General features: G+C 44.4%; 22 protein-coding genes and 1 tRNA gene. 17 read left to right on the top strand and 6 right to left on the bottom strand.

The window, feature by feature from the left end; all coding sequences use genetic code 11:
• The first annotated feature begins 3 nt into the window (after window positions 1–3).
• The 7 genes from tolR (at window position 4) to M4S28_RS11795 (ending at window position 6,847) form a co-directional block, all read left to right on the top strand.
• Window positions 4–447, top strand: coding sequence for a protein TolR (gene tolR / locus M4S28_RS11825; protein ID WP_249631864.1), 444 nt, complete (start codon window positions 4–6; stop codon window positions 445–447).
• Between the two features lie 13 nt (window positions 448–460).
• The gene (gene tolA, locus M4S28_RS11820; RefSeq protein WP_017089570.1) at window positions 461–1,528 is read left to right on the top strand and encodes a cell envelope integrity protein TolA; all 1,068 of its coding nucleotides are present in this window, start codon (window positions 461–463) and stop codon (window positions 1,526–1,528) included.
• Window positions 1,529–1,540: 12 nt separating this feature from the next.
• Window positions 1,541–2,893, top strand: coding sequence for a Tol-Pal system beta propeller repeat protein TolB (gene tolB, locus M4S28_RS11815; RefSeq protein WP_017083928.1), 1,353 nt, complete (start codon window positions 1,541–1,543; stop codon window positions 2,891–2,893).
• Window positions 2,894–3,004: 111 nt separating this feature from the next.
• The gene (pal, locus tag M4S28_RS11810) at window positions 3,005–3,547 is read left to right on the top strand and encodes a peptidoglycan-associated lipoprotein Pal (protein WP_102567194.1); all 543 of its coding nucleotides are present in this window, start codon (window positions 3,005–3,007) and stop codon (window positions 3,545–3,547) included.
• A 33-nt stretch (window positions 3,548–3,580) separates the two neighbouring features.
• On the top strand, window positions 3,581–4,369 hold the full coding sequence (gene ybgF / locus M4S28_RS11805) for a tol-pal system protein YbgF (protein ID WP_004736487.1): 789 nt from the start codon (window positions 3,581–3,583) through the stop codon (window positions 4,367–4,369).
• A gap of 210 nt (window positions 4,370–4,579) precedes the next feature.
• Complete coding sequence (gene nadA / locus M4S28_RS11800) at window positions 4,580–5,641, top strand: quinolinate synthase NadA (protein WP_004736488.1); 1,062 nt, start codon at window positions 4,580–4,582, stop codon at window positions 5,639–5,641.
• Window positions 5,642–5,815: 174 nt separating this feature from the next.
• On the top strand, window positions 5,816–6,847 hold the full coding sequence (locus tag M4S28_RS11795; RefSeq protein WP_102548634.1) for a potassium channel family protein: 1,032 nt from the start codon (window positions 5,816–5,818) through the stop codon (window positions 6,845–6,847).
• 77 nt (window positions 6,848–6,924) lie between these two features.
• Here M4S28_RS11795 and M4S28_RS11790 read toward each other — a convergent pair whose 3' ends face one another.
• Window positions 6,925–7,494 (bottom strand): UPF0149 family protein, encoded by a 570-nt coding sequence (locus M4S28_RS11790; protein ID WP_017083925.1) that lies wholly within the window; start codon window positions 7,492–7,494, stop codon window positions 6,925–6,927.
• Window positions 7,495–7,632: 138 nt separating this feature from the next.
• On the opposite strand from M4S28_RS11790, the gene M4S28_RS11785 reads away from it, so the two are divergent.
• The 5 genes from M4S28_RS11785 (at window position 7,633) to M4S28_RS11765 (ending at window position 13,919) form a co-directional block, all read left to right on the top strand.
• Window positions 7,633–10,119: a hybrid sensor histidine kinase/response regulator gene (locus M4S28_RS11785; protein ID WP_445329532.1), complete on the top strand. Its 2,487-nt coding sequence runs from the start codon at window positions 7,633–7,635 to the stop codon at window positions 10,117–10,119.
• A 248-nt stretch (window positions 10,120–10,367) separates the two neighbouring features.
• Window positions 10,368–10,817, top strand: a complete 450-nt coding sequence (locus M4S28_RS11780; protein ID WP_004736492.1) for an L-alanine exporter AlaE — start codon at window positions 10,368–10,370, stop codon at window positions 10,815–10,817.
• Window positions 10,818–10,997: 180 nt separating this feature from the next.
• A tRNA-Ser gene (locus M4S28_RS11775) sits at window positions 10,998–11,088 on the top strand.
• Between the two features lie 425 nt (window positions 11,089–11,513).
• Window positions 11,514–12,440 (top strand): LysR family transcriptional regulator, encoded by a 927-nt coding sequence (locus tag M4S28_RS11770; RefSeq protein WP_249631862.1) that lies wholly within the window; start codon window positions 11,514–11,516, stop codon window positions 12,438–12,440.
• Between the two features lie 225 nt (window positions 12,441–12,665).
• Window positions 12,666–13,919, top strand: a complete 1,254-nt coding sequence (locus M4S28_RS11765) for a D-amino acid dehydrogenase (RefSeq protein WP_249631861.1) — start codon at window positions 12,666–12,668, stop codon at window positions 13,917–13,919.
• 79 nt (window positions 13,920–13,998) lie between these two features.
• Here M4S28_RS11765 and M4S28_RS11760 read toward each other — a convergent pair whose 3' ends face one another.
• The 4 genes from M4S28_RS11760 to M4S28_RS11745 all read right to left on the bottom strand — a co-directional run bounded on the left by M4S28_RS11760 (window position 13,999) and on the right by M4S28_RS11745 (window position 17,987).
• Complete coding sequence (locus tag M4S28_RS11760; protein WP_249631860.1) at window positions 13,999–14,736, bottom strand: dienelactone hydrolase family protein; 738 nt, start codon at window positions 14,734–14,736, stop codon at window positions 13,999–14,001.
• Window positions 14,737–14,951: 215 nt separating this feature from the next.
• A complete protein-coding gene (locus tag M4S28_RS11755; RefSeq protein WP_102456086.1) occupies window positions 14,952–15,887 on the bottom strand; it encodes a pyridoxal-phosphate dependent enzyme in 936 nt (311 codons plus the stop codon).
• 127 nt (window positions 15,888–16,014) lie between these two features.
• Complete coding sequence (locus tag M4S28_RS11750; RefSeq protein WP_249631859.1) at window positions 16,015–17,313, bottom strand: sensor histidine kinase; 1,299 nt, start codon at window positions 17,311–17,313, stop codon at window positions 16,015–16,017.
• Window positions 17,310–17,987, bottom strand: coding sequence for a response regulator transcription factor (locus tag M4S28_RS11745; protein WP_249631858.1), 678 nt, complete (start codon window positions 17,985–17,987; stop codon window positions 17,310–17,312). Before M4S28_RS11745 ends, M4S28_RS11750 begins: the two co-directional genes overlap by 4 nt.
• A gap of 125 nt (window positions 17,988–18,112) precedes the next feature.
• On the opposite strand from M4S28_RS11745, the gene M4S28_RS11740 reads away from it, so the two are divergent.
• The 3 genes from M4S28_RS11740 to M4S28_RS11730 are packed head-to-tail and all read left to right on the top strand — an operon-like array spanning window position 18,113 to window position 21,067.
• On the top strand, window positions 18,113–19,132 hold the full coding sequence (locus tag M4S28_RS11740) for a glycosyltransferase family 2 protein (RefSeq protein WP_249631857.1): 1,020 nt from the start codon (window positions 18,113–18,115) through the stop codon (window positions 19,130–19,132).
• Window positions 19,129–20,616 (top strand): ArnT family glycosyltransferase, encoded by a 1,488-nt coding sequence (locus tag M4S28_RS11735; protein WP_249631856.1) that lies wholly within the window; start codon window positions 19,129–19,131, stop codon window positions 20,614–20,616. Before M4S28_RS11740 ends, M4S28_RS11735 begins: the two co-directional genes overlap by 4 nt.
• Window positions 20,603–21,067, top strand: coding sequence for a GtrA family protein (locus M4S28_RS11730; protein ID WP_017078199.1), 465 nt, complete (start codon window positions 20,603–20,605; stop codon window positions 21,065–21,067). Before M4S28_RS11735 ends, M4S28_RS11730 begins: the two co-directional genes overlap by 14 nt.
• Before the next feature lie 125 nt (window positions 21,068–21,192).
• Here M4S28_RS11730 and M4S28_RS11725 read toward each other — a convergent pair whose 3' ends face one another.
• The gene (locus tag M4S28_RS11725; protein WP_081276268.1) at window positions 21,193–23,592 is read right to left on the bottom strand and encodes a YgiQ family radical SAM protein; all 2,400 of its coding nucleotides are present in this window, start codon (window positions 23,590–23,592) and stop codon (window positions 21,193–21,195) included.
• A gap of 237 nt (window positions 23,593–23,829) precedes the next feature.
• Here M4S28_RS11725 and M4S28_RS11720 point away from each other — a divergent pair, with 237 nt between their 5' ends.
• Entirely contained in the window at window positions 23,830–24,510 is a 681-nt protein-coding gene (locus tag M4S28_RS11720; protein WP_249631855.1) for an HI_1241 family integral membrane domain, read from the top strand.
• Window positions 24,511–24,631: 121 nt separating this feature from the next.
• On the top strand, window positions 24,632–24,832 hold the full coding sequence (locus M4S28_RS11715) for a DUF4250 domain-containing protein (RefSeq protein WP_004736508.1): 201 nt from the start codon (window positions 24,632–24,634) through the stop codon (window positions 24,830–24,832).
• Window positions 24,833–24,903 lie beyond the last annotated feature (71 nt).

Genomic DNA, 24,903 nt, shown 5'->3' with positions numbered 1-24,903 from the left:
TAGATGGCCGGATACCAACCTAAAAAACGCAAAATGACAGCAGAGATTAACGTTGTACCTTACATCGACGTTATGCTTGTTTTGCTGATTATTTTTATGGTGACTTCGCCATTCGTTACTCAAGGCGTAGACGTTGAATTGCCTAAGGCTTCAACGGCTCAGTCTGCACAAGATCTATTGGGTGATGACAATGCGAGCTTTATTATCGTTGAAGTGAACAAAGACGGTGAGCTTGGCATGAGTGTGAACAACGAAGAAGTACAGCGTGGTTTATCAATGGAAGACATTATCGTCCGAGTGAAAGCCGAGCTGTCTCTTAAGCCAAACTCTCCAGTGGCGGTTGGTGGTGATGCCGCAACGCCTTACGCTGAAGTAGTTTTATTACTTGATGAATTAAGCCGTGCAGGTGTGCCAAAGGTTGGCCTATTAACGGATATAAGGGAATAGCTCCGTAGCATTCATGAAAGCGAATAATAAGAAATCCAATAATTTTAGATCACCGCTTCTTATCTCTCTTGGGCTGCACGTCATCTTATTCGTTGCGCTTATTTGGGGGGCGGATTTCACGATGTCGGAACCAAAGCCTACTGGGCAGATGGTTCAAGCCGTGGTGATTGATCCTCAGTTGGTTCGCCAACAAGCTCAACAGATTCGTCAACAAAGAGAAGCCGCGAGTAAGAAAGAGCAAGAGCGTCTAGACAAACTAAGACGCGAAAGCGAACGACTTGAAAAAAATCGTAAAGCTGAAGAAGAGAACATTCGAAAGCTGAAAGAAAAGCAAGCCAAAGAAGCGAAAGCCGCTCGCGAAGCTGAAAAGCGTCGAGTTGAGAATGAAAAACAACGTAAAGTTGAAGAGGCTCGTTTAAAGCAAGAACAAAAGAAAGCCGCTAAAGCAGAAGCTGATCGTAAATTGAAAGAAGCAGCGGTTGTGAAAGCGGAAAAAGAGCGCAAAGCCAAAGAAGTGGCGATTGCTAAAGCTGAACAAGAACGCGTGGCAAAAGAAAAGGCCGCGAAAGAAGCTGCAGATAAAGCTCGTAAAGAAAAAGAAGCCGCTGAACGTGCCGAAAAGCAACGTATAGCGAAAGAGAAAGAAGCGGCAGCCGCAGCGGAGAAAGCGCGCAAAGCAAAAGAAGCTGCAGCAAAAGCTGAAAAAGAGCGTAAACAGCAAGAAGCAGCATTGAACGACATCTTTGCTGGGTTGGAGACTGAATCGACTCAAAACTCTTCAGCAAGACAACAGTTTATTAGTGATGAAGCACAGCGTTACGGCGCTATTTATACCCAACTGATTCAGCAGAACCTGTTGTTAGAAGACAGCTATAGAGGACGCTCATGTCGAGTGAACCTTAAGCTGATTCCAACGGGCTCTAACGCGATATTGGGTAGCTTAAGTATCTTAGATGGCGATAGCCGTTTATGTGCAGCAACCAAGCGTGCAGTGGCACAAGTGCAATCTTACCCGTTGCCGAAAGACCCAGACATTGTGAAATCACTGAAAGACATTAACTTAACTGTATCACCAGAGTAAAAGGACGAACTTGTGTTAAAGAAACTATTACTGAGTTTTGTTTTCTTAATAGCTACAAGCAGCCAGTTTGCACACGCGGCACTGGAGCTGGTTATTACAGACGGTATTAACTCCGCAAGACCTATCGCTATTGTCCCTTTCCGTTGGGAAGGTGCAGAGCCATTGCCACACGATGTATCAGCGGTTATTGCTTCTGACTTACAACGCAGTGGTAAATTCAGCCCAGTTGCAACAAGCAAAATGCCACAGACGCCTTACAGCGAAAGTGAGGTGGATTTTGATGCTTGGACTAACTTAGGCGTTGATTCATTACTTACTGGCAGCATTACTAAAAATGCTGAAGGCCAATATGTAGTCAACTATCAACTGATCGACATTGTTCGTGGTCAACTGACTAAAGGACAAAGCCGTGCACTCAGCGATGAAGGCCAATTAGTACTTTCTAAAGATCACGTGTTGTTCAATAAGAAAGCGACGGTTCCGGGTAAACGCTTGAGAGAGTACGCACACCGTATTTCTGATTTAGTGTATGAAGAACTGACTGGCGAGAAAGGTGCGTTCTTAACTCGTATTTCTTATGTGGTAGTGAACGACAAAGATAAATACCCATACCAACTTCGTGTTGCTGACTACGATGGTTTTAACGAGCGCTTGGTACTTCGTTCTAAGCAACCTCTAATGTCACCTGCATGGTCACCAGACGGCAAAAAGCTTGCTTATGTGAGTTTCCAAAATGGCCAAGCTGAAATATTCATCATGAATATTTACACGGGTGAGCGTGAGAAAGTAACTTCATACCCTCGTCATAATGGTGCGCCAAGATTCTCGCCAGATGGTAAAACATTGGCATTGGTATTGTCTAAAACAGGCAGCCTTCAGGTGTACACACTTGACCTTGCTAGCCGTAAGCTGACTCAAATTACTCGTGGCCGCTCTAATAACACGGAACCATTCTGGCACCCAGATGGCAAGTCTCTTATTTTCACATCGGATCGTGGTGGTAAACCACAGATTTATAATGTAAATTTGTCCAATAATTCGACTTCTCGTATTACTTGGCAAGGTAGCCAAAACTTAGGTGGCCAGATCACCCCTGATGGTCGATTCCTAATCATGGTCAATCGCAGTAATTCAGGCTTCAACTTGGCTAAGCAAGATTTGGAAACCGGTGCGGTTCAGGTGCTAACAAAGACATTGTTAGATGAATCTCCAAGTATTGCGCCAAATGGAGGTATGGTTATCTATAGCTCTATTTACAACAAAACAAACGTATTATCGATGGTTTCTATCGATGGCCGTTTCAAAGCTAGATTACCGGCAACCAACGGGCGTGTAAGAGCGCCTGCATGGTCACCGTTCCTCTAGTTAAAGTGATATATTCTTTTAGCTATTGATAGTGTTAACTATTGTGGCAATTAACTATCTATAGCACTTAGTCGCTGTAGAAACTAAGTTTGATAACGTAAGGAAAAAAAGATGCAACTTAACAAAGTTCTTAAAGGCTTGATGATTGCACTACCAGTGATGGCAGTAACGGCATGTAGCTCAACTGATGAAGCAACATCTGCAACTTCAGGTACTGAAAGCAACCAAACAACTTCAGGTTCAGAAGGCACCGTAGACACAACTGTTGTAACGCCAATTGATGCTAACGCTCAACTGTCTGAGCAAGAGCTTAAAGAGCAAGCGCTACGCGAAACTCAAACAATCTACTTTGCATTCGATAACTCTACTATCGCTGGCGACTACGAAGAAATTCTAGCAGCTCACGCAGCTTACCTAAGCAACAACGTTGACATGAACGTTACTATCGAAGGTCACGCTGACGAACGCGGTACTCCTGAGTACAACATCGCACTTGGCGAGCGTCGTGCACAAGCTGTAGCGAAATACCTACAAGCTCTAGGTGTTCAAGCAGACCAAATCTCTATCGTAAGCTACGGTGAAGAGAAGCCACTTCTTCTAGGTCAATCTGAAGATGTGTACGCTAAAAACCGTCGCGCAGTACTAGTTTACTAATTTTAGTAGACTATATAATTGAGGAATTGCCTCATGTTCAGTAACACAAAGCGAGTCATTTTGCTTTCGTTACTGGCAAGTGCAGCGAACACTACGTTCGCTGCACCAGCTCCAGTATCCGATCTCAATAGCACCGCAACCAATTCATCATCTTCCTCTCGAGCAGCATCTGCATCTAACGAATCAGATATTGAGCGTTTAGAGCGCCTGCTTCAAAATCGCAATCTCGTTCAGCTTCAAATGCAACAGCAAATCGACGACATGGCACTGGAGATCAGTGAACTTCGTGGTGAGCTGGAACGAAACAGCTACGATATGAAGCAAATGCTAGAGCGCCAACGCGAACTGTTCATTGAACTGGATCGTGTGAGAGGCGAGGTGAAAGCAGCAGGAACGGCAACGGTAGCAGTAGCAGCGAGCGAAGGCTCTAAAGACGCTTCTGGTACGTTCAGTACTGATGTGGATGAGCAAACCGCTTATCAAAACGCTGTAGATATGATTCTAAAGCAACGAGACTACACGGGTGCTATCGCAGCATTTCAAAAGTTTCAAAAAGACTTCCCAGATTCAACCTTCACACCTAACTCACACTACTGGTTAGGTCAGCTTTATTTTGCTAAGAAGCAAGATAAAGAAGCCGTGAAGAGCTTTGCCGCTGTTGTGTCATACAAAGACTCAAATAAGCGAGCAGATGCACTGGTTAAGCTTGGTGACATAGCTGCACGCAACAACAATGCGGCGCAAGCTAAGAAATATTACCAACAAGTCGTTACCGAGTACCCAAACAGTGCTTCGGCTAAAGTGGCTAAAACCCACTTGTAAAACAAAATAGGGGTGCTCAGGTACCTCTTTTTTATACCTGATCACTCCCGTTTGGTGTCTACTTATCTTCTTTATGATGCCAACACATCGCCTTGTTTATGCGTTTTAAGCATTAGCTAGTCACTACTTGCAACCAATCCTTTTTGATCCTCATCGCTGTCCTGTGTAGAATACTCTAATCCTCGGAAGAAGTTGCGTAGAGCAAGAGCAATGAGTCATATACTAGATAAAATCGATACAGTTTACCCGTTTCCGCCTAAGCCAGTTCCATTGAGCGACGCTCAGAAACAGGCCCACATCGCAAACATCAAAAAACTACTTCAAGAAAAAGATGCAGTTCTAATTGCACACTACTACACCGATCCTGAAATTCAGGCTCTGGCAGAAGAAACTGGTGGTTTCGTTGGCGATTCATTAGAAATGGCTAAGTTTGGTAACCGTCATTCAGCAAGCACTTTGATCATCGCTGGTGTTCGTTTTATGGGTGAGTCTGCAAAGATCCTTACCCCTGAAAAACGCATTTTAATGCCAACGCTTGAAGCTGAATGTTCACTTGATCTTGGCTGTCCTGCGGATAAGTTTACAGAATTTTGTGATGCTCACCCCGACCACACAGTGGTTGTATACGCGAACACCTCTGCGGCTGTTAAAGCACGTGCAGATTGGGTCGTTACGTCGAGCATCGCTTTAGAAATTGTTGAAAGCTTAGATGCTGAAGGCAAACCCATTATTTGGGGGCCAGACCGCCACCTAGGTTCTTACATTGCAAATCAAACTGGTGCTGACATGTTGCTTTGGCAAGGTGAGTGTATCGTTCATGATGAGTTCTCAGCTGATGCTCTGAAGAAAATGAAATCGGTATATCCAGAAGCCGCTATTTTGGTTCACCCAGAATCACCAGCAAGCGTGGTTGAGCTGGCTGATGCTGTGGGTTCAACAAGCCAACTGATCAAGAAAGCGAAAGAGCTGCCTCATCCACAGATGATTGTCGCGACAGACAAAGGTATCTTCTTTAAGATGCAGCAATTGGTTCCTGAAAAAGAGCTGATTGAAGCGCCGACTGCGGGTGCTGGTGCAACTTGTCGCAGCTGCGCACACTGTCCTTGGATGGCTATGAATGGCCTTGAAGCGATTGAAAATGCACTTGAGCATGGTGGTGAGCAACACGAAATCTTCGTTTCTGACGAATTACGCGTTAAGTCTCTTATTCCATTGAACCGTATGCTAGATTTTGCAGAGCAGTTAAATGTGCAGGTAAAAGGTAACGCGTAAGCCGTTCTTTTATCTAACGTACGAAAAACCAGCCAATAGTGCTGGTTTTTTTGTACCTGAGTATAGGGCGACCATATCAATCTTGTGGTCATGTATCTTTTTCTGATGATACATCTTGTTGATATCGCGTATTTTTTCTAGCATGTAACTAAGAGAAATGGATTAGAGGCTCGAATGATAATCTGGTTACAACTCAAACGCTGGATCAAAGCAAACATCTTTGTTTTGAATGGCAAAAACTTACTGTTCACTTTTCTTGGCTACATAGTTCTATCGTGGTCGATGCTGTATTTGGCGGGTGAAACAGATTTAACCAGTTCGGTTACCGTATTTGCTTACTACTTGGTGGTGACGGCTTCTACAGTTGGTTATGGTGATTTGTCACCGACCACAGCTGCGGGGCAGTGGATAGTCATTCTATTTGTGATTCCGGGTGGACTAAGCCTTTTTGCCGCATTACTCGGTAAAGTGGCAACAGAAGGTGTTGAATATTGGCGAGCGGGCTTGCTAGGGAAAAGGAGAGTTAGAGTGGACAACCACATTTTGATGTTGGGGTGGAATGAACAAAGAACTATTCACCTCATCCGCATGCTGCAACACGAAGAAACGGGTAAGCGACCAATCGTATTATGTACTCGTTCAGATATCGAAAACCCGTTACCCGGTGAAATCAATTTCGTCAAAGTAAACAGCTACACCGATGGAAAAGAGATGGAGAAAACGGGTATTGAGTCTGCGAGTTGCATCCTGATTGATAACCCAGAAGACGACATCACCCTGTCTGCAGCACTTTACTGTGCTAACCGAAATCCGAAAGCTCACTTACTGGTTTATTTTAAAGATGAAGCGCTGAGCGACCTGCTACATAAACATTGCCCTAACTCAGAGTGTATTCCTGCTGTGGGTGCGGAAATGCTGGCCAAAGCTGCTGTCGACCCTGGTTCTAGTGCGCTTCACCAAGAGCTATTAAGTTCCACAAGAGGCATGACACAGTATTCAACGTACTTCCCTGAAAATGCTGAGTCTGTCACCGTTGCGCCTATTTTCTCTGTATTCAAAGAGAAGTATCAAGCAACGTTGATCGCGATTGATACGGGTAGTGGTATTGAACTTAACCCAGAACTCGATCAAGTGGTCAGCAGCGGTACTAAACTATTTTATATCGCCGACGAGCGAATTGATGACTTCGATTGGAAAGGCTTCTAGAGCTACAATTTTGATCTCGTCCAACAACGAAAAAAGGCCTCATTGTGAGGCCTTTTGGGTATGTATAAAGCTAACTTTTATTGAGCTTCAGCCAGTGCAATACCACGCTGCGTTAATCCGCAAAGCATTACAGGAACCGCGTTGAAGATCTCTTCGAATTGCTCTAGGCCTTCGATGCCTTGCTCTGCAAGTGTCGCAATTGACGTTTCTGGATCGTAAAGCATGCTCAGTGAAAGCAACACACCGCCCACGAGTGCGTTGTCTTCGCTTTCTTCAGGCATCAATGTTTCCCAGTCATCACGGGCGATCTGCCAGCCTTGAAGTAAGCCTTCACAGAAATCGCGAGCTGCGGTATTCACCACTTCTGCATCATCCAATTGGCAAGCTTCAGGCCAAACCCACGTTCCTTCAATTAGCTCAGGACGTGTTTTATTCCAAAGCGTGATGATAACTTCAATGTAGCTCTCTAGCTGCTCGCCATCCGTAAAAGGCGCGACTTCTTCGCCACCCCATAAGAACGGTAGCCACTCATGAGGGGTTAACACATTAGGTGCCGCTGCCATTGCAGTGACAAAACCCATTGTTTTGTGTTCTGTGATTAGCTTTCCTTCCAACTCTGGAAGCGCAAGAATATCTTGTAAAGTCAAAGTGAGGTACCGTAAAAGGGAACATATTTGCGCTTATAGTACCAATGAACTTGTGCCAATCAAGCTTCAATCTAAAAAGGCTTGATGTCATGGATGATAAACACTAGGTTTAACAGAAAAGAAAACAATAAAAGAATTATGCAGATACGGTCGTCTTTAAAGAAAAAAAGTATGGTAGCGCTTGGGTTATACCTTGCGATGTTTATTGCCATTGTCGGTAGTGTGACGTATTACGTCGTAGAATCCCCTGTGCGCGCCAAATTACAACAAAACCTCGACTTGCGTACGCAACTTTTATCCGCATTGATTACAGAGCCGCTCAGCAGCTCTCAAGGCTTTGTTGATAGTCTAGTTGGCTTTGCTCAAGCGCATCGTAACGGTGATGATGTTATTCCGCTCTTTAAGTTCATGTTGGCGGCGAGCGACGATACGATCGTCAGTGCTGGAATTTGGCCTGAACCTTATACGCTTGACCCTAAAAAACTTCTTAACAGCCACTTTTTCAACAAAGCCGACGATGGGCAAATTGATCAGCTGTTTTCTTACAACAATCCTAAAAACACCCCTTATCAAGAAGAGTATTGGTACACCTCTGTAGTCAACGAAAAACAAGGAACGATCTCTTGGAGCGATGTGTATATCGACCCATACACACACGTTCGAATGATTACCGCTTCATCGCCTTATTATTACGACGGCATTTTTGCTGGCGTTGCGACGGTGGATCTCTCACTTGAAGAGTTGCTAGGCTTTATCAAGAACCACGCCGAAGAATACAATCTTGGCATTATGCTCAGAGATAAACTCAATCAAGTGTTGGTTTCGCATAACTTCAATCTCGTTGAAGGGATCTACATCAGTAGCAATCAATTTGGTGATTTCGGTTGGCAAGTGGATGTGGTTAATTCTAAGTCACGTGTAGCAGACGAAGTATTTCGTCAGGTGATGAGTATTGAGGGCGGTATTGTTCCGCTATTGCTACTTTGTGTGATGGCGGGCTACTACTTATTGAACCGTTATTTGATTAGCCCAATTACAACGATTGCCGCACAGCTAGATAGCTCGAAAGCAGGCGAAATCATAGATGTTGACTACTCAAGTGAAGACGAAATTGGTCACTTGATTAAAACGTTCAACGAAAAGACCATTTATCTTGAAGCGGAAAAGGTTAAAGCTCAGGCATCCACCAATGCTAAAACTTCTTTTCTTGCGACCCTGTCACATGAAATTCGTACCCCTATGAATGGGGTATTGGGTACTGCTCAGATCCTATTAAAAACGCCTCTAAATTCTGAACAAGAGAAGCATCTTAAGAGTTTGTATGAGTCAGGTGATCACATGATGACCTTACTCAACGAAATCTTAGACTTTTCGAAGATCGAACAGGGAAGGTTGGATCTTGATGAGACTCGCTTCCCACTCGATTCGATCATCGGCAGTATCAACAGTGTCTACTACACACTCTCTTCAGAGAAAGGGCTGCAATTCAAAGTGTATTCTGAGGTGCCTTCTGGTCGTTGGTACTTCTCAGATAAAGCACGTCTACGACAAATCTTGTTTAATCTTTTGAACAACGCGGTGAAGTTTACTTCCAGAGGCTTTGTCGAGGTGTACTTGAAAGAAGTCATAGAGGGGAGTGACACCTATCTTAGTATTCGAGTTCGCGACACCGGAATTGGTATTTCTAAGGAGGCTCAAAAGCGTATTTTCAAACCTTTCGAACAAGCGGAGTCTTCCACAACAAGGCGTTTTGGCGGCACAGGCCTTGGCTTAGCGATAGTGAAGAAAATTGCCCAACTCATGGATGGCAGTATTACCGTCACCAGTGAAGAAGGGATAGGCACGAGCTTTGATGTTCGCTTGAAGATTCAGCCATGCCAGCCTGGCGAGATAGAGAGCTTGCCACATAAGAAGTTGGACTACTCAGGCTTAAAAGTATTGATTGTCGAGGATAACCGAACGAATACGGTGATCATTGAAACCTTCATGAGCAGCAAAGGTTTCACTTGTAAGAGCGTCGAAAATGGTGAACTTGCAATACAAGCAGTGGTTGCCGAGCGCTTTGATTTGGTACTCATGGATAACCATATGCCTGTGATGGATGGCGTTGAATCAACCACTGCGATTCGTGCTTTGATAGGTGATGTGTCATCGGTACTGGTATTTGGTTGTACGGCTGATGTCTTTAAAGAGACTCGCGAACGTATGCTGGGGGCGGGTGTGGACTACATTATCGCTAAGCCGATTGATGAGCGTGAACTGGATGATGCCTTGTTCCGCTATTCAAATAAGCTTTACCAATACCATGAAGTAAAAGCGGATGCTCTCGAAAGCCAAGATGTAAAAAAACACGACTCGAAAAGTAAAAGCGAGTCACTGCCTAAACCTGATCTGCGAAATAAAGATAACACCGAAGAGCTATTGGTGACGCTGTATGTGGCGCTAGAAGACAACAACCTAGAACTGATTCAATTTGCACTAGAGAGTCTACGTGCCCACGTTGAACCTATGAACAACGCTGAACTTACTGAACAAGTCGATAAAGCGCTAGAGCAGGTTTCTTCAGGAGCACTACCTACACAAGATGTCATTAATATCATTACCGTAAATCTACCGATGGCTTAAATGTTGTTTAATTACGGTAAGTAAATGACGAATTGTCTAATATTTGACCTTGGTTTGATTTTTTGGTGGAAGCTACTGCTTTTGAAGAGGTTTTTGGTTGTTAATTTACAACTTGATTTTTAATTTGGAATGTATGACTGCTAATCTTATGATTTAATAGCGACATTATCTGGTAGGGTGTAAATGCACCTTGTTTATATGTTGCTAATTCACTCAATAGGCAGTGATATATTTTAGGTTTGTCGTCGATGAAGTCTCGTGGTCCATTTTGTATTCGAAACGCAGCTGCGGATACATTTGCTATGGTCGTTTTCTGTTTTATTTCAGGCATGATCGTAGAAGTGTTTATTTCTGGTATGACATTTGAGCAGTCTCTCGCTTCTCGAACGTTATCTATCCCAGTGAACATTGCTATTGCTTGGCCTTATGGTCTTTTTCGTGATTGGTTTTTACGTAATGGTGCAAAGCTTTCACAAAGTTCGTTGATGAAAAATATTTCTGACCTTTTAGCTTACGTGTTGTTCCAGTCGCCTGTGTATGCCGGTATTTTATTGGCGGTGGGTGCTTCAAGCGACCAGATCGTTACGGCTGTAACCAGTAATGCGGTTATCTCGTGTGGTATGGGTGTACTTTATGGCTACTTCCTAGATATGTGCCGTAAATGGTTTCGAGTTCCGGGCTACTACCAACAAGCTTAAGAAAAGCAACAAGCGTAAGTGCAGCGAAAGAATGAAATTTGGTTTGTTTTTGATCTAATGAGTTAATTTGTAATCGAACAAACTGAAAAAGGCACTTTTTTTGACAAAGCCCCTTGACCAAAGCAAGCAGAATCAATAAAGTAGCGCCTCGTTGAGTGACAAGCTCAACACACAATTTGTGGAAGGATGGCTGAGTGGCTTAAGGCGCTCGCCTGGAAAGCGAGTATACGTTTATAGCGTATCTGGGGTTCAAATCCCCATCCTTCCACCACTATTCAAAACCCTAGCAGAAATGCTGGGGTTTTCTCGTTTTAGAGCCCCTATATTTCACGTCATCTACATCCATCCCTAGTATCAGTTCCTTTAATCATTTCTTTATAGTTATTTCCTCTATTAATGGCGTCGCAGAATGAACCATATTTGGTGTTTTTATCATCGATAAACGCTTGATCTTTTGGTATGAATCTAGATTATTAATAGTACGAAATATTATTAATAATCTAACTATTAGGAATTCATTACCCCATGACAGAAACCCTAGTTTCTTAATATGAATCTTCCTTCAATCTTTGGCTTGGCAGTGACTCGGTGCACAAGTTAGTAAGTGCAAACACGTTCTTGATAAATTGGGATACATGTTCGCAGTAAATTTGTGAGACGCTTGAATCAGTGTCAGTTGAATCACAAGGAAGTTGAATGCACCACTTTAATATCCGTGCTCTCGAGTACTTAAACGCGTTATCAAAATATGGGTCGTTACGTAAAGCATCTAAGATGATGAACGTTGACCCTGCCGCGATGAGTAGAATGCTGACACAGTTAGAAGCGCAAGCGGAAATGAAAGTATGGGAGCGCAACAACCGCCAATCACTGTTAACTGAAGCGGGTAATGAACTGCTGAATTACTACCGTTCCATTGTTCGTGGAGAGGCCGCAGTACTTGCTCGACTAACCAAGCTTAAAAACCTCAAAGGAGGCAATGTCAGCATTGCCATCGGTGAAGGGTTTATTACCAACTTGGTGTCAAAGCCGATGCAAACCTTCATGGCTCGATACCCTGATATCAACTTATCAATTGAGATTGCTGGGGCATTGGACGCCGTAAAAATGTTGGAAGATCAACAGATAGATTTTGCGATAACCTATGCATCTGCACCGCACCCTAAACTGCACTCCCACGTTGAACGCAGCCATCCGCTGGAATTGATTGCTCCGAAAGGACACTCCCTGACGATGAAAAGTGCACTTGTGACACTGCGAGATATTAAAGATGCTTCTCTCGCCTTGATCGATAACTCGACAGGCATGGGGAGACTGGTAAAGCAGGCCGAACAATTTTCCCATCTTACCTTGCAGCCAAAGCTTCAAACCAATTCGGTAACCGCACTGACTAACTTTGTTTCAGCAGGGTTGGGCGTAACCTTTATGCCCAAACTCACCGTGATCGATGAGATCAAGTCTGGGCAGATCGAAGTGGTTGCGACCGAGTTGGAGATGCTATCGAAGGCGACGGTTAAGGTTCAATCTTTGAAAGGTCGCGCACTTACGTTACAGGCCGAAACCTTGTTGGATTTCTTACTTGAAAACGCCACTTTCTTGAGTCATGACGCTTACAATATCTAGGCATTGTAGATTTATGTAGCTATCCCTCCCAAGCTCTCAAATACCGCCAATATCACAGTTCTAAACTGCCGAATTCGTTTTTAAGTCGAATTGAGTTTTTGTCAACGCTCTCTCTATTGTTAAGTCAACATGTGCGGAATAAGTTACAAACCATTAACGAAACGAGTTTTAGACTGACAACTGCGTTCGACTGGTTTTGGCTTTGTCGGGCGTTAGGGGAAGAGAATGGAAGTTATTGTAATTGGCAGTGGTGTTATTGGATTGACCAGTGCTTGGTACCTAGCGAAAGAAGGTCACTCGGTCACGGTTATTGATCGTCAAGATAGCAGTGGCAAAGAAACCAGCTTTGCGAATGCAGGGCAAATTTCTTATGGCTATTCTTCACCATGGGCGGCGCCTGGTATCCCTTTGAAAGCGATGAAATGGTTAACCCAAGAACATGCCCCTCTCAAAGTAAAGCCGTCACTTTCTCCTGAGTTAGTTTCTTGGGCGACGAAGATGCTCGCCAACTGCAACGAAGCTAAATATGCACAGAACAAATCGCGGATGTTGAGAGTCGCAAACTACAGCCGAGATTGTCTGACTGAGCTAAGAACCAGTGAGCAATTGGCTTATGAAGGTAGGCAGAAAGGGACGCTACAAGTGTTTCGAAGCGAGAAGCAATTGGATTTCATTCAGCAAGATATGCAGTTGCTACAAGAGAGCGGGATAGAGCACTCGTTGTTTGACGTTGAGCAATGCCTATCCATTGAACCAGGTTTATCAGATGTGAAAGATAAGCTGGTTGGCGGCCTGTATTTACCACAAGATGAAACTGGTGATTGCCATCAGTTCTGTTTAACCTTGACTGAGAAAGCCAAGCAACTCGGCGTTCAGTTCGTGTTTGATACTGAAGTGGTCAAGCTCAATCATCAGAATCAAACCATTGAAAGTATTACCACGACTCAAGGTGACTTCAAAGCGGACGCTTACGTGGTCGCTTCAGGAAGCTATTCTCGAGACTTGTTGAAGCAAGTCGATTTGTCGATACCTGTCTATCCAGTGAAAGGGTATTCGCTAACGCTACCGATCGTGAATGCAGATAAGTCACCAACCTCTACTGTAATGGATGAAACCTACAAGGTGGCGATGACGCGTTTTGATGACCGAATTCGTATTGCGGGTACGGCAGAGCTCGCTGGTTTTGACTACCTAATCCCAGAAAAACGCAAAGCCACGATTGATATGGTGATCAAAGATCTCTTTCCACAAGCGGGTGATTTTTCAAAGGCTGAATACTGGACTGGGCTAAGACCAATGACGCCAGATGGCACGCCTATTATCGGCAAGACTCCGATTAAGAACTTATTTACCAATACGGGCCATGGAACATTAGGTTGGACGATGGCGTGTGGTTCAGGGAAGATCTTGGCAGGCATAGTCAGTGGTTCTTCAAGTGATATCAAAACAGATGACTTGAGTATTCATCGTTATTTGTAACAACATGATGTAATGATGGTGCAAGTAACCCCATTCTAAGTTTTAGAATGGGGTTACTTTTCTGAGTGGATGTCGAAGGTTATCTGGTGGTGGTTTCTAGCACATGGGTAAATCTATCCCACGATTTTTGGTCAGCTTCATGTTGATAGTTGTTTGAGCCGAATACGGTAAAGGCATGTGGCGCACCACTGTAGGTGGTCATTTCATGCGGAACCTTGGTTGTTTCAAGTTGAGCGGCAAGGCTGCCAAAATCTTCCATTGTAATCATAGAATCAGCTGTGCCATGGAACACGACCACAGGGGCTTTGGTCTGAGAGTAGTCTTGGCCTTTCGGTGTTGATAAACCACCATGGAAGGTCACATAAGCTTTTGATGAGATACCCGCACGAGCAGCTTCTAAAACGGCAGCGCCGCCAAAGCAGTAACCCATCATCACGTTGTTATCTAAGTTACCACCAAGTCTTTTCGCTTCCATCGCTCCCGCATTAAGTAGTGCACGCATTTTTTCTCTGTCTTTATACAACTCGCCTGTGTGTTGTTTTTTGTCTTTCACTTCGGTCGGGCGAATGCCTTTACCAAATAGGTCGATGGCGAACACGTTGTACCCGAGTTCGTTGAGCATCTCAGAACGTTTCTTTTCGTAATCAGTTAAGCCATCCCAATCGTGAATTAGCAGCACCAAAGGTGCTTGGTCACTGGCCTCACTCCAATAACCTTCGTAATCCATACCATCGACTTGGTAAGTGATGTTTTCTCCTGAAATCGCAGAGAAGGGCAGTAAAACTGAAAACAGGCCGAGCGTATTGATTGTTCGCATGCGTGATTCCTTTCGATGACAATTGACGTTCCAATCGAAAGTATAGATAACGCGATGATTCTCGCCAGATTTCTGTTTTTAACTTGAAATGTATGGCAGGGATAGCAGGAGGCTATTGCTGATGAATAGCCATCGAGAGGGAGTACGATGGCTGTTTTGTGATGTTCTCAGCTTACCAAAACTTGAATAGCTAAACTGGGGAATAAAGAAAACAATTACCAAGATGCGTTGGTTTTGGTTTTGCTAATGCTCATCTCTGGATACTTACGTTGATAGCGCGGCAACATCGACTCATTACCTAAGATGCCACCTTGATGGATATAGATGACGGTTTTGGTTGGGTTGTCTTCTTGCCATCGCTCTAGGCATTGCCACATCAATGGGTCGTAGAGTAGGTCGAATTCAATATCCGTTTGTTCTTGTAGACCCAACCAGGTTTGATAGTCCTGTTGATACAACTTACCAAAGTGGTGTTTGGTTTTGAGCGGTAAGATCTGTGGGTGATCGGATTCGCCAAGTTCATTGAATTGCTGCGTTAAATAGTCGCTGCCGCCAACACACGCACAGGTTAACACCGGGATGTTGTGCACTTTTAAATGCTTATGCAGATATAGAGCCGTACTGCCGGTGCCTGCTGGTAGTGCGACCACGAAATCGTGTTTGTTTTCGAAACGCGTCCAGCTGAGTATTTCCATCGCCAGTTGCTTCACGCCGTATTCAGAAAGCTGAGAGCGTCCACCTTCAGGCAATACAATGCACTGAGAATCTGGCTGTCTTATTTGCTCAATATACTCCTGAGGATGAAGCTCAGAGCCCGTCTCTTTGACTGAAATAACCTTAGCGCCCAAGTCTATAGCTCCACGGTAATTGCCGATTGGACGTTCTTTTAGCCATTGAGGAAGGTGGTCAACGTAAAACTCAAGCGTCCAGCCTTTAATTTTTGCAAGTGCAGCGAGTGAGAATAGAGAGTTAGCTTGCGCAGAACCGTAGCTGATTAAGGTTGTCGTATTCGGGTGTTCGTCTTCGAGTAGCTTCATGAACTTTCGTGCTTTATTGCCGCAAAAGTGAGAGTGGAGCTGATCGTCACGCTTTAAGAAAAAGGTGTGGTCGTTGTATTGATGTTGAGTTACAGGGCTATTATTTAGTTTCATCGCGCTTAGACAAAATGCTGACTAAGAAGCCAGCATTTTTAGTTCAAATAGGACTAACAAGTATCTAGTAGCCTGCAAGTGCTGTAAACCAACTAAATCAAGTTTTCGTCGGATATTGAGTACAGCTCTAAGAGTTTATTTGCTCTGATATTGACGAGGATGACTCTGTTTGAAAGGTGATTTTTGCGATGCATCCTCCACAAGTGCGATTGAATAATTGAAAGCCCCAACCGAAGCGTTGGCACAAGTCGTCGACAATCAACAAACCTAGTCCATGACCATTTGGGTTGTATTGTTCTTGTAAACCTTCACCTTGGTCTTCTATGACAATGTTGCTTTGAGACAGGATGATGTTGACGGTACCGGTATTCGTCGCAGCAATTGCATTCCTCAACAAATTACCGATCAACATATTCATGATCGGGCTGGTGGCTTGAATAGTCGGCTCTGATTGAACCTGTAAAGAGATTCCGACTTTTTTCTCACTCGCCTGCACAGAATTTTTTGAGACTATTGTTTCCAACTCTTGCTGACTAAATAACCGGAGAGGTGCATCATCGCTATTTCTTTCATAACGAACTAAGCCAAGTAAGGCATCGACCATTTCCGACATTTGAACAGTCGCGTCATCAATACGTTCGACCTGACGAGATTGAAACTCTGTCATGTCGCTTCTCAGTAATAGCTTGTTGGCACCACGAGCAACAGTTAGCGGTGTTCTTAACTCGTGGCTAGAATAGCGTGCAAAGGCTTGTTCACGTTTGAGCAGGGAATTGATCTCTCGACGATATTGATTGAGTTGATCCGTCAACTGACGAAATTCCACTGCCGCATCGTCATTTACACCAAACTCTTCGTTTAGGTTGAGCTTATTGGATTCAAGCTGTTCAGACAGGGAGTTGAAGGGCTCAATCAGCCGCTTAGACAGCCTGTAGAGCAACGCACCAAAACTAAAAATCAAGATAGAGAGAAGGGCTAATACAAATGTGGTGGCATAAACGAGCTCAAAGACACTAAGCTCGACTCGGTCTATCTCAGAAAGCAGAACAATCGGATGGGTTCTACCTTCATGAGTATACTCGCCTACATATACCATGCGAGATTCTGGATCTTCACCGACCTCACCAATGAAATTTTCCTTGCCTTTAATATACTTTAAATACTTTTTCGGCAGATAGGAAAGATCGTTGTAAGCGATAGTCAAATCATCAATACGAAGCTCTCCACTTTCGCCTGACTGGAATAACCCGACTGCATAGTTACGATCAATAAGGATGCGTCTTTCACCCACGCGGTCTTCCGACAAGTACAGGGCTGTGATAAACACAACGTAGACGAACGCAGAAACAATCAATGCCATTAACCCAAAGAAAACCGCTAAGCGGCCCGTTAGGGTTTTTGTGCTTGTAAGAACATTTGAAATCAATTCGATGGCTCCAATCGGAAACCAACTTTAGGCACCGTAATCAACATCTGAGTGTCAAAAGGCTTGTCGAGTTGGTTACGTAATTGATAGATGTGACTGCGCAATACATCATTGTTGGGCTCGTTTTCTTCCCATAATTTATATGAGATAGCTTCACGTGTTACCACATCAGGTGCGCTTTGGCACAGCATCTCAAGTATAGTGTAAGTGGTTGGGTTAAGCGCAAGCAGCTTGTCTTGGCGGTAAGCTTTACGGGTTTTTTGATCAATGGTGAGTTCATCGAACTGAAGTTTAGAAGAGGCCACTTTTCCGCGGTAGCGACGAACGAGTGCTTTCATTCTCGCTTCCAAAATATCCAAATCAAAAGGCTTGGTGAGATAATCATCGGCACCATGTTCAAAACCCTTCAACATATCTTCGCGGCTATCCAGTGCAGTCAGCATCAGAATCGGTGTTGCATTGCCTTGGTCTCGCAGCTTATTACAAACCGTGAGGCCGTCCATTCTCGGTAACATTAGATCCAATATGATGATATCAAATGAGTTTTCCAACGCGAGCTGCAGGCCAAGTTCACCGTTGTCCGCGTAATCGAGTTCCATTCCAATACACTCAAAATAATCAAACAAGACACCTGCAATTTCACGGTTATCTTCGACTAATAGAACTCGTTTCATTTTGATTCTCATACAGAAATAGACAGTAACATTATCCTGAGTGAGCGTGAAAAATATGTCAATAACATAACTTTCACTTATGGGAGAGTAAGTTAGTTCCAGATTAGAAAATAGAAGAGTTTGTTATGTCTAAACTTCATATAAGCCGCCCTAAAATGTCCACGTCGCAGATTAACCCTGCGGCCTCTTTGTCTATCATTGTGCCTTTTTACGATGAACAAGAGGTGTTGGAAGAGTTTCACTCTCGCCTCACTAAGGTTCTCGATAGCTTACCGATCACGAGCGAGATTGTTTATGTCGACGATGGCAGTAAAGACAACAGCTTGGATTTGGTGAGTTCATTCACTTCAATTAATAGCTCAATTTCTGTTATTGGTTTAAGCCGCAACTTTGGTAAAGAGTCAGCCATGAGCGCTGGACTTGAGCATTGTCGTGGACAAGCAGTGATCCTGTTAGATGCAGACTTGCAAGATCCACCCGAGCTTATCCCGCAAATGATCGCTAAGTGGCGCGAAGGTTATGACGTGGTCAACATGCAGCGCAGCCAGCGTGACGGTGAAACATGGTTCAAGAAGTTTTCAGCGGCAAGCTTTTACAAAGTTATGAACGTGGCGGCGAAGATTGACGTGCCTGAGAATGTGGGTGATTTTAGACTGTTAAGCCGAGAAGTTGTCGATCATATCAATCAACTTCCAGAACGTAACCGCTATATGAAGGGTATTTTTTCATGGCCAGGTTTCAGACAAGCAACGATCCAATTTAAGCGCGATGCTCGCTTTTGTGGTGAGACTAAGTGGAACTACTTGAAGTTGGTTGGGTTGGCAATGGATGGAATTACCTCATTTTCGATTCGCCCGCTGCGCATCGCTACAGTACTGGGTGGCCTAGTAGCGCTCACTGCTTTTTTGTATGGCATGGTTATCGTATTCAAAACCATCATGTTTGGTGAGCCAATCACGGGCTATCCGTCAATGATGGTCGTACAACTTGCCCTTGGCGGCATCCAACTTTTAAGTATTGGTTTAATGGGGGAATACATAGGCCGTATTTTCATTGAAACCAAGAATCGTCCTTTGTATCTGATCCAATCGGTGGTCGATACACCTGCGTTAAAAACACATTTCAAATTAGAGGAGTCAGCATGAGCCTGAACCGAACGCACCTATGGTACTTGTTGGCTTTTGCATTGGTTCTAAGGCTTTTATCTCTGGCGACTTACCCATTAATGGACACCACAGAAGCGCGCTATGGCGAAATGGCTCGTTTGATGGTCGAAACTGGGAATTGGTTAACACCGCAGTTTGATTACGGCATTCCTTTTTGGGGTAAGCCACCATTGTTTACGTGGATGAGCGCTATTGGTATTGAGCTGTTTGGTTTGAATGAGTTTGCTGTTCGTGCACCTCACTGGTTAGCGGGAGTAGCGACAATTTTGTTAACCGCTTACATGGCGAAGCGAACTGGGCAAAGTGCGTTGGTTGCCGCGGTAGTGTTGGCGACATGCGGTATTTTCTCTATTGCCGCGGGCGCTGTGATGACAGACATAGCATTAACCTTAGCGATGACCATTGCCATGTTAGGCTTCTACTTGTGTTGGCTAGGAGGAGAGGGTTGGAAAGGTGAAGGCAGTGCGAAGACTAATCGATCTTGGGGTTATGTTGGTTTCATTGGCTTAGCACTAGGCTTGCTTGCAAAAGGGCCAGTAGCGATTGTGATCATGGGTATCGCAGTTTTCCCTTGGTTAGTATTACAACATGGCTTCTTTGGCGCTTTCAAAGTGCTTTGGCAACGCTTTCCATTGTTGTCTGGCTTGGGTGTGATGCTAGCGATTGCTTTGCCTTGGTACATCATGGCTGAAATGGCAACACCGGGCTTTATTGATTACTTTATTGTTGGCGAGCACTTTAAGCGTTTTGTTGTGAGTGGCTGGGAGGGCGATTTATATGGTTCTGCCCATGACCAAGCAAGAGGTATGATCTGGCTGTTTTGGCTTCAAGCGGCTGCGCCGTGGTCGATTGTATTACCTATATTGGCATTTGCTCGATGTAAGAAAATTGCAGAAATTAATACTGAAAATCGCGGCTTGTTTTCATTTCTTGTCTGTTGGTTGATTTCACCTCTGATTCTTTTCACTATGGCGGGCAATATTCTCCCAGCTTACGTCCTGCCAGGTATTCCGGCTCTTGGCTTGTTGATTGCTATACTCGTAGTGGAAAAAGATAAGAAGTGGTTCTCGAGCGTGGCTTTGGTTCTACCTGTGTTACTAATGATTGCTATGGTCTACCTGAATCTCGGCAAGGCGAACGAGAAAAGTGACCGTATTATCTTCGAACAGATTACGGATTCTGCGCCAAGCTTTTACGTGGGTAAACGACCATTCTCTGGGCAATTTTACAGTCATGGTCAAGCGAAAAAACTTCTCGATATCGAGCAGCTAGATGGCATTGATAAGTTCTACCTGATTGGTAAAAGATCTGAAGTGGAAACCAAGATTAAAGAGAACGCATTAACGTGTATTCTAGAGCCAACGGTGAAAATAAAGCGTGCTTTATTCAGCTGTCATAGCTCAAGCATCAAGCCAAATCTATCGTTGAGTCACATTCAAAGTGGCAGCGATGTTCAGCGTTAACTCGGGGTTACGAATGTTCAACAACAAGCTTCAAACGCACAGTCAGAGGTTACAGTCCCACCACAAGGTAGTTCGATTTGCTGTGGTTGGGATTGGTGGGTTTGTTGTTGATTGCTTAGTTTTTGCGTTACTGCATTATGCCGTTGGGCTGCCTTTGATGAGTGCACGGATAGGATCTTTCATTGCAGCCGCAACGACAACGTGGTTTGGTAATCGAGTGCTAACTTTTGACTTCAAAGGGCAGGGTAGTTGGTCAGAGAAGTTGATTCAGTGGCAAAAGTTCATGTTTTCCGCATCGATATCGGCGATACCTAATTTGCTGTGCTTTAAGCTGATGACTGAATTGCTTCCTGCATTTACTGGGGCTGTCTTTATCGCAATGGCCGTTGGTATCTTGGTGGGCATGGTCACTAACTATTTGTTTAGTCAGTATTGGGTCTTTACCCGTTAGAATCCCTTGTAATCACATAACCAAGTGAAACCTTTGGGTAGTTCATTAGTAACAGACACAAAAAAGCGCAGCTAAATAGCTGCGCTTTGTGTTTTTATGATAACTAAGTAAGTGGGTTCGCTATATTAACGCTGTGTTGCGCGCTGGCGATTCTTTCCGTTACTTGCAGGTTTACCACCTTGACCATTACCCGCTTTGCTACGGTTTGGCTTGCCATTCCCTCCGCCATTGCCTTGCGATTGTTGGCTAGCAGGGGCTTTTTTGATGAAGCCAGTCGCTGGTTTATTACCATTACCGTTCTGCTTCCCGTTGCCCTGATTGCCGTTGCTTTGGCTACCTGTTGGCTTCTTACCACCCGGTTTAGGCTTATTGCCACCAGGCTTAGAATGGTTACGTGGGCTTTCGCCACCAAGACCCGGTTGAGCTTTACTGTGCTTAGTTGCAAAACGTTGTGAACCATGACGACCAGACTTACGACGCTGTGCCGGTGTCTGAGCCTCAAAGTCTTCTTCAGGCACTAAGCAGTTCGCTTTGTCACCAATTAGGTGCTTTTTACCCATGCTGATCAGTGCTTCACGGATGATCTTCCAGTTTTCTGGATCGTGGTAACGAAGCAATGCTTTATGCAGACGACGTTGACGATCACCTTTCGGCACAGGAACATCTTCACGTTTTTTGTATTTCACGCGCTTCAGAGGGTTGGTCTCTGAGTAGTACATCGACGTCGCATTACACATTGGCGATGGGTAGAAGTTCTGTACTTGGTCACACTCGTAGTTATGCTTTTTCAGCCACAACGCAAGGTTAAGCATGTCTTCATCTTCCGTGCCCGGGTGAGCAGAGATGAAGTAAGGAATTAGATACTGTTTCTTACCGGCTTCAGCGCTGTACTTCTCGAACATCTCTTTGAAACGATCGTAAGTGCCCATGCCCGGTTTCATCATCAGATCCAGAGGGCCTTTTTCAGTGTGCTCTGGAGCAATCTTCAAGTAACCACCAACGTGGTGAGTCACAAGCTCACGTACGTATTCTGGAGATTCAATCGCAAGGTCATAACGAACGCCTGATGCGATCATTACTTTCTTGATGCCCGGAACCTTTCTCGCTGAGCGGTAAAGATCAATGGTGTGCTGGTGGTCTGTGTTCAGTTTTTCACAGATTTTAGGGAACACACATGATGGGCGACGACAGTTAATTTCAGCTTTAGGATCAGAACAACCTAGACGATACATGTTCGCCGTTGGGCCACCCAAGTCAGAAATGGTACCGGTAAAGCCAGGTACTTTATCTTTAATGTCTTCGATTTCATCCAAGATCGATTCTTTCGAACGGTTCTGGATGATACGACCTTCGTGCTCTGTGATTGAACAGAAAGAACAACCACCAAAACAACCACGCATGATGTTAACCGAGGTTTTGATCATGTCGTATGCAGGAATTTTCGCTTTGCCATACATAGGGTGAGGAACACGCTTGTAAGCAAGGCCAAACACGTAATCCATCTCTTCAGTTGCAAGAGGAATTGGCGCTTGGTTTACCCATAGTTCGCGGTCACCGTGACGTTGAATAAGAGCACGACCTGAATACGGGTTGGTCTCTAGGTGCAGAATACGGCTAGCGTGAGCGTAAAGAATACGGTCGTTATTGAGCTTTTCGAAACCAGGGATACGAACCGCGGTTGTTTTTGCATCGTGACGAGAAGGACGAATAGTAATTGGCTGCGCCTTTACTTCTTCTTTTTCATCTTTCTTGGTATCGCATTGCGTTTCTACTTCGTACGGGTTAACCGGAACGTAGGCTTTGTTCGGTTTTTCGATACGAGAAGAATCGATAATTTTGTAACCTTCAGGCGCTGCAGGCAGGTTGATTGCAGTACCGCGAATATTTGTCAGCGTCGACATATCTTCGCCGTCGGCAATTCGGTGTGCGACTTCAACCAGTGCACGCTCAGCGTTACCGAAAAGAAGAATGTCTGCTTTTGCATCAAACAATACAGAGCGACGAACTTTATCAGACCAGTAGTCGTAGTGCGCAACGCGACGTAAGCTTGCTTCAATACCACCAAGAACGATTGGTGTGCCTTTGTAAGCTTCACGACAACGTTGAGAATAAATCAGAGTTGCACGGTCAGGACGCTTGCCACCTTCATTGTTTGGTGTGTAAGCATCGTCGTGACGAAGTTTGCGATCAGAGGTGTAGCGGTTGATCATGGAATCCATGTTACCCGCAGTGATGCCGAAGAATAGGTTAGGTCGACCCAGTTCCATAAAGGCATCTTTACTGTCCCACTTTGGTTGGGCAATGATGCCCACGCGGAAACCTTGAGCTTCAAGCAAACGGCCAATGATAGCCATACCAAAGCTCGGGTGATCGACATAAGCGTCACCAGTTACAATAATAATGTCACAGCTATCCCATCCAAGAGCATCCATCTCCTTTCTACTGGTAGGCAAAAAGGGTGCTGTTCCGTAGCACTCGGCCCAGTATTTTTTGTGTTCGTGAATAGGAGTGATATCGCTGTACATATTTCAACCTCTGATTTTTGAGGCGGGAATTATAGCGGCATGAGCCTAGACTAGCCAGTAGAACATGCCCCTGTTAGTTCTGATGTCTTTCGCCATTTTGCAGATAATGCTGACAAAAGAACCATACAACAGCATAGTTGAAGCCTTGAATAACGTCGCTAATTTGTGATTTTGATTAGTGTTCGCAGCAGTTTTTGATATTATTCGCGAAAATAAGTCTGAAGAAGTAGATCCACAATGGTCGAATCATTATTAGTACAATTTGCTCCCACGCTATTAGGAGCCCAACTGATCTTAACCCTCATCTTGGTAAAAGGGGATATTTGCCCGGGACAACGTGGCCGTATTCACAAGATGTTACCTGCGATTGGCGTGCTTTGGCTTGCTGTTGCTTCATTAAGAATTGAAGCGTTTCTTATCGTGTTCGCGATCTTTTATTTCTATTCTCAAGTTCAAACCAAGAAGACACGTGATTCTGGTCCTATTTGGGTGATGTACCTTGCGTGTGGTTTGGCGCTTTCATACGTTGCTATTCAAGCGACTGAGCAAGCAACTACCGTCGGTATTATTACTACTTTACTGCTAGTGGCACTGTTGGGGTCTGCGTTTGGTCATTTACTGCTGACGATTGCGAGAACACGCTTACAAGCATTTCACCGTGTTCTGCCTGTTGTGGGCGTATTAACCGGCATGCTGGTGGTTTTGGCGACGGTCGTAAATGTTTACTCTCTGTCTGAAGCTCAATTAGAGCCAATGATTTCAACCTTACTGTTTAGCTTTGCTTTGCTAATCTCAGCTATCGTGGTGTGGTGTTGGCATCTATTATTCGTTAAAACCCCTGAAAAGCTTCAGCTGACTATTTCATTGTTGATGTTATTGGTTGCGGCCGTTGGTTTAACGCCAGTTTGGGCGATGTAGGCGGTTACTGATCTCACAAGCCTTTCGGTGTTGAATCGAAAAAGTGTGATCTGTTTTTTAGCGTGGTGTTGGTAAGCGTTCTAAACTTAAATCTAGTCGGTGTGTTCGTTAGGAGTACGGGATGGATTTAAGCAACGTCAAAGGTTTCGATAGCATTATTTTGCTGGGAATCGTGAATGAAAAACTTCGCTTAGAATGCGATAGCTTTGAAGAGCTGATCAGTATGTATGAAATGGATATAGAAAGTGTTGTAGGTAAGCTTGATATGCTTGGCTATCAATACGATCCATTAACTAACCAGTTTAAGTCTTATCCAAGATAAGCAACAAACTGGCGCATCTTCTGTCGATTGTGAGTCAGCTATCGATTGTGAGCCAGTTATCGAGAATGAAC

Origin of the sequence: Vibrio sp. J383, from assembly GCF_023503985.1 — a bacterium.
GTDB classification, from domain to species: Bacteria; Pseudomonadota; Gammaproteobacteria; order Enterobacterales; family Vibrionaceae; genus Vibrio; species Vibrio splendidus.
The sequence above is the reverse complement of the archived record's forward strand: the minus strand, read 5'-3'. Positions and strand labels throughout refer to the sequence as shown.